At 68.9% G+C, this 6,079-nt stretch carries 5 protein-coding genes; 2 read left to right on the top strand and 3 right to left on the bottom strand.

Translation table 11 applies throughout. The annotated features are described in order from the left end of the window. The 3 genes from zwf to tkt all read right to left on the bottom strand — a co-directional run. Positions 1-1,009, bottom strand: a 1,009-nt coding sequence (gene zwf / locus GTW40_RS12425) for a glucose-6-phosphate dehydrogenase (RefSeq protein WP_161180229.1), incomplete at its 3' end; no start/stop codon positions are given. A 1-nt stretch (position 1,010) separates the two neighbouring features. Next, positions 1,011-2,153 (bottom strand): transaldolase, encoded by a 1,143-nt coding sequence (gene tal, locus GTW40_RS12420; RefSeq protein WP_161180228.1) that lies wholly within the window; start codon positions 2,151-2,153, stop codon positions 1,011-1,013. A 34-nt stretch (positions 2,154-2,187) separates the two neighbouring features. Continuing rightward, a complete protein-coding gene (tkt, locus tag GTW40_RS12415; protein WP_161180227.1) occupies positions 2,188-4,275 on the bottom strand; it encodes a transketolase in 2,088 nt (695 codons plus the stop codon). Between the two features lie 366 nt (positions 4,276-4,641). On the opposite strand from tkt, the gene GTW40_RS12410 reads away from it, so the two are divergent. Then, entirely contained in the window at positions 4,642-5,595 is a 954-nt protein-coding gene (locus GTW40_RS12410) for a heme o synthase (RefSeq protein WP_161180230.1), read from the top strand. Positions 5,596-5,688: 93 nt separating this feature from the next. Then, the gene (locus GTW40_RS12405; protein WP_161180226.1) at positions 5,689-6,003 is read left to right on the top strand and encodes a hypothetical protein; all 315 of its coding nucleotides are present in this window, start codon (positions 5,689-5,691) and stop codon (positions 6,001-6,003) included. The last annotated feature ends 76 nt before the right edge of the window (positions 6,004-6,079 follow it).

The following is a 6,079-nucleotide window of genomic DNA, read 5'->3' as shown; positions in this document are numbered from 1 at the left end:
TCGACTCGGGGTTGATCCCGTCCTCTTCGAGGTAGCCGATGACCTTCTCGCCGCCCTGCCACCCGGCCGCGTACTGACCGCGCACCGTGTGCAGACCCAGGTCGTCCGGCAGCCGCACGGCCCCGAGCACCTTGGTCTTCTCGGCCGCCAGCGCGTCCGCGTCGAAGGAGGAGGGCTCCTCCATCGCGGTCAGCGCGAGCAGCTGGAGCAGGTGGTTCTGGATGACGTCACGGGCGGCGCCGATGCCGTCGTAGTACCCGGCGCGGCCGCCGATGCCGATGTCCTCCGCCATGGTGATCTGCACATGGTCCACGTAGGACCGGTTCCAGATCGGCTCGAACATGGTGTTGGCGAAGCGGAGCGCCAGGATGTTCTGGACGGTCTCCTTGCCGAGGTAGTGGTCGATCCGGAACACCTGGTCCGGCTCGAACACCTCGTGCACGACCTTGTTCAGCTCCTCGGCCGACTTCAGGTCGTGGCCGAAGGGCTTCTCGATGACCGCGCGCCGCCATGACCCCTTGGACTGGTCGGCCAGGCCGTGCTTCTTCAGCTGCTGGATGACCACGGGGAAGGCGCGCGGCGGCACCGACAGATAGAAGGCGAAGTTGCCGCTCGTGCCCTGCGCCTTGTCCAGCTCGTCGATGGTCGAGCGCAGCCGCTCGAAGGCGTCGTCGTCGTCGAAGGTGCCCTGGACGAAGCGCATCCCCTGGAGGAGCTGCTGCCAGACCTCCTCGCGGAACGGCGTACGGGCGTGTTCCTTCACGGCGTCGTGCACGACCTGCGCGAAGTCCTCGTGCTCCCAGTCGCGGCGGGCGAAGCCCACCAGGGAGAAGCCCGGCGGCAGGAGACCCCGGTTCGCGAGGTCGTAGACCGCGGGCATCAGCTTCTTGCGGGACAGGTCGCCGGTGACACCGAAGATCACCAGGCCCGACGGCCCCGCGATGCGCGGGAGCCGTCGGTCTGCGGGATCACGAAGCGGATTGGCTCCGGAACCGTTGAGGGGTGACAAATCAGCCCTCCGAAGGGGCGAGCCGCTTGAGCTCCGCCTCGGTCGACTTGAGCAGGTCGTTCCAGGACGACTCGAACTTGTCGACGCCCTCGTCCTCCAGGACCTTGACGACGTCGTCGTAGGAGATGCCCAGCGCCTCGAGCGCGTCGAGGTCGGCGCGGGCCTGCTCGTACGTGCCCGACACCGTGTCCCCGGTGATCTGCCCGTGGTCCTCGGTGGCCTCGAGGGTGGCCTCCGGCATGGTGTTGACCGTGTTCGGCGCGACCAGCTCGGTGACGTACATCGTGTCCGAGTACGCCGGGTCCTTCACACCGGTCGACGCCCACAGCGGACGCTGCTTGTTCGCGCCCGCCTTCTCCAGCGCCTTCCAGCGGTCCGAGGGCGGCGTCGAATTGTCGGCAGAGCCGAACACCTCCTCGTACGCCTGGTAGGCGAGCCGGGCGTTGGCGATGGCGGCCTTGCCGCGCAGCGCCTTGGCCTCGTCGGTGCCGAGCGCGGCCAGCCGCTTGTCGATCTCGGAGTCCACACGGGACACGAAGAAGGACGCCACGGAGTAGATCGTGGACAGGTCCAGGCCGCGCTCCTTGGCCTTCTCCAGGCCGGTCAGGTACGCGTCCATGACCTTGCGGTACCGGTCGAGGGAGAAGATCAGCGTCACGTTGACGCTGATGCCGTTGCCGATCGTCTCCGCGATGGCCGGCAGGCCCGCCTCGGTGGCCGGGATCTTGATCAGCGCGTTGGGGCGGTCCACCAGCCAGGCCAGCTGCTTGGCCTCGGCGACGGTCGCGCGGGTGTTGTGCGCCAGGCGCGGGTCGACCTCGATGGAGACCCGGCCGTCCTGGCCGTCGGTCGCGTCGAAGACAGGGCGCAGGATGTCGGCGGCGTCGCGGACGTCCGCCGTGGTGATCATGCGGATGGCCTCTTCGACGGTGACCTCGCGGGCGGCGAGGTCGGCCAGCTGCTGGTCGTAGCCGTGCCCCTGCGAGATCGCCTTCTGGAAGATCGTCGGGTTGGTGGTGACGCCCACGACGTGCTGCTGGTCGATCAGCTCGGCCAGGTTGCCGGACGTGATCCGCTGGCGCGACAGGTCGTCCAGCCAGATCGCGACGCCTTCCTCGGAGAGGCGCTTGAGTGCGTCTGTCATGGAAATTGCATCTCCTACGTGTCGTTTACGGGCGTCAGCGCTGGGCGTCGGCGAGGGATTCCCGCGCCTGGGCCGCCACGTTCTCCGGAGTGAAGCCGTACTCGCGGAACAGGACCTTGCCGTCCGCGGACGCGCCGAAGTGCTCCAGGGAAACGATGCGGCCCGCATCGCCCACGTACTTGTGCCAGGTGAGGCCGATCCCGGCCTCCACGGCGACCCGGGCCCTGACCGACGGCGGCAGCACGGACTCCCGGTACCCCCGGTCCTGCTCCTCGAACCACTCCACCGACGGCATCGAGACCACGCGGGTCGGCACGCCCTCGGCCTGGAGCTGCTCACGCGCCTCGACGGCCACGTGCACCTCGGAACCGGTGGCGATCAGGATGACCTGGGGCTCGCCGCCCTCGGCCTCCAGCAGGACGTAACCGCCACGGGCGGCGTCGTCGTTGGGCTCGTAGACCGGCACACCCTGGCGGGTGAGGACCAGGCCGTGCGGGGCGCCCTTGCCGAACTCCTTCGTCCAGCGCTTCTGGATCTCGCGCCAGGCGATGGCCGTCTCGTTGGCGTCCGCAGGGCGGACCACGTTCAGACCGGGGATCGCGCGCAGCGCGGCCAGGTGCTCGACCGGCTGGTGGGTCGGGCCGTCCTCGCCCAGGCCGATGGAGTCGTGCGTCCACACGTACGTCACCGGCACGTGCATCAGAGCCGACAGCCGCACGGCGTTGCGCATGTAGTCGGAGAAGACGAGGAACGTACCGCCGTAGACACGGGTGTTCCCGTGCAGAGTGATGCCGTTCATCTCGGCGGCCATCGCGAACTCGCGGATGCCGAAGTGGATGGTGCGGCCGTACGGGTCCGCCTCGGGCAGCGGGTTGCCCTTCGGGAGGAAGGAGCTGTCCTTGTCGATGGTCGTGTTGTTCGACCCTGCGAGGTCGGCGGAGCCGCCCCACAGCTCGGGCAGCACCGCGCCGAGGTCCTGGAGGACCTTGCCGGAGGCGGCGCGGGTGGCGATGCTCTTGCCGGTCTCGAAGACCGGGATCTTCTCCGCCCAGCCGGCCGGCAGCTCGCCCGCGGCGATGCGGTCGAACTCGGCCGCGCGCTCGGCGTTGTTGTCCCGCCACTCCTGGAAGGACTTCTCCCACTCGGCCTTGGCCTCGCGGCCGCGCTCCAGGGCGCCGCGGGTGTGGGTCAGCACCTCGTCGGCGACGGCGAAGGTCTGCTTGTCGTCGAAGCCGAGGACCCGCTTGGTGGCCGCGACCTCGTCGTCACCGAGGGCCGAGCCGTGCGCGGCCTCGGTGTCCTGGGCGTTCGGGGCGGGCCAGGCGATGATCGAGCGCATGGCGATGAAGGACGGGCGGTCGGTGACGGCCTTGGCCGCCTCGATCGCCGCGTAGATCGCCTCGGGGTCCAGGTCGCCGTCGGCCTTGGGCTCCACGCGCTGGACGTGCCAGCCGTACGCCTCGTACCGCTTCATCGTGTCCTCGGACACGGCCGTCTCGGTGTCGCCCTCGATCGAGATGTGGTTGTCGTCCCACAGCAGGATCAGGTTGCCGAGCTTCTGGTGGCCCGCGAGCGAGGACGCCTCGGCGGAGATGCCCTCCTGGAGGCAGCCGTCACCGGCGATGCAGTAGATGTAGTGGTCGAAGGGGGACGAGCCCTCCGGCGCCTCGGGGTCGAACAGGCCGCGCTCGAAGCGGGAGGCCATGGCCATGCCCACCGCGTTGGCCACACCCTGGCCCAGCGGCCCCGTGGTGGTCTCGACGCCCTTGGTGTGTCCGTACTCCGGGTGGCCCGGGGTCTTCGAGCCCCAGGTGCGGAAGGACTTCAGGTCGTCCAGCTCCAGGCCGAAGCCGGCCAGGTAGAGCTGCGTGTAGAGGGTCAGGGACGAGTGACCGGCGGACAGCACGAAGCGGTCGCGGCCCACCCACTCCGGGTCGGCCGGGTCGTGCCGCATCACCTTCTGGAAGAGGGTGTAGGCGGCCGGGGCCAGGCTCATCGCCGTGCCGGGATGGCCGTTGCCGACCTTCTGTACGGCGTCGGCGGCCAGGACACGGGCGGTGTCCACGGCCCGCTGGTCCAGCTCGGTCCACTCAAGGTCTGTGGTGGTCGGCTTGGTGCTCACCCTGGGTCAGGGCTCCTCTCCACATGTTGTTCGCCGGTACGCGGCGCGTGGCGCCCGCCGGCCCGCCGGTGCACTGGTGTCCACCGGCCGTTGTCGAGCCTACCCCCGAGGGGACATGCGTTTTTTCGAGTCATTCCAGACTGCCGGGACTCGCCGCGATCCGCCTCCCGACCGGCCCGGAAGCCGCTTGGCACATCAATACGGAGCGGTCCGCCGTCCTGCTCAAAGGGGCTCCGGCGGGCACCGCATCAACACGAGCGGACCCCGGCGGAAAACCGGATATGGGCAACGTCTAAAGTGGCGTGGTACGCGCGGGTCTTTACACCGGTTTCACACGGGTGGCCCGCTGGGATGTCTCTGTCAGGGGTGTGCGTGACGGCCGTCGAATCCCGTCCTGCTGGTGCGCTCGGTGTGAGCCACAGCCCGGTCCACCGGCCGTTCGGCGCCCGGGTCAAGGGCTTCGTGGCGCTGACCAAGCCGCGGATCATCGAGCTGTTGCTCATCACCACGGTGCCGGTCATGTTCCTGGCCCAGCAGGGTGTGCCCGACCTCAAGCTGGTGCTGCTCACCTGCGTGGGCGGCTACCTGTCCGCGGGCGGCGCCAACGCGCTGAACATGTACATCGACCGGGACATCGACGCCCTGATGGACCGCACCTCGCAGCGGCCGCTGGTGACCGGCATGGTCAGCCCGCGCGAGTGCCTCGCCTTCGGCATCAGCCTGGCGGTCGTCTCCACGCTGCTCTTCGGGTTCACCGTCAACTGGCTGTCCGCCTGGCTGTCGCTCGGAGCGCTCCTCTTCTACGTCGTCGTCTACACGATGATCCTCAAGCGGCGTACGTCGCAGAACATCGTGTGGGGCGGCATCGCGGGCTGCCTCCCGGTGCTGATCGGCTGGTCCTCGGTCACGAACTCCATGTCGTGGGCGCCGGTCATCCTCTTCCTCGTCATGTTCTTCTGGACGCCGCCGCACTACTGGCCGCTCTCCATGAAGGTCAAGGAGGACTACGCGCGCGTGGGCGTGCCCATGCTTCCGGTGATCGCCTCCAACAAGGTGGTCGCCCGGCAGATCGTGATCTACAGCTGGGTGATGGTCGCCGTCTCCCTGCTGCTCCAGCCGCTCGGCTACACCGGCTGGTTCTACACGGCGGTCGCGCTGGCCTCCGGCGGCTTCTGGCTGTGGGAGGCACACGGGCTGCAGAACCGGGCCAGGGCCGAGGTGACGGGCGTCAAGCTCAAGGAGATGCGGCTGTTCCACTGGTCGATCACGTACGTGTCGATCCTGTTCGTGGCGGTCGCTGTGGACCCGTTCCTGAGGTAGTCCCCTTCTTGCTTCCCTGAGGGAGGGGCGCGTGGTCAAGGCCACGCGCCCCTCCCTTCGCCGTTGCGTCTACCCGTCGGTAGCATCCTGACCATGGCAGACACGGAGCAGGTTGACGCGAAGACCGAGCGCAAGGTGAAGCGCCTCGCCCACGAGATCGGCGCCTTCGCCAAGGCGCACGGCGGGGCCGGGGGCAACGTGGCGTACATCGGTGAGCGGGGAGCCCGGATCGCCCTCGTCGGCGAGGACGGGGAGTGGGGGAACCTGGTGGCACCCAGCGTGGAGATCGGGCTGCGGGCGCTGGAGAAGGCGGGGGTCACGGTGCACGAGGAGTTCGACGGGGAGTTCGCGGCGAAGATCCGTACGAGCGCGTACGAGTGGAAGCGGATGGCTGGTATTCAGGTCTGAGTCCAGCTCGGGGGGTTCTGTGCGTTGCAGGCTGCGGGCGCGTTGTGGCTGATCGCGCCCACGCGGCGGAGCCGCA

The organism is Streptomyces sp. SID4985 (genome assembly GCF_009863025.1).
GTDB lineage: Bacteria > Actinomycetota > Actinomycetes > Streptomycetales > Streptomycetaceae > Streptomyces.
Note: the sequence above shows the minus strand (reverse complement) of the source record. Positions and strands in the feature narration are given on the sequence as shown.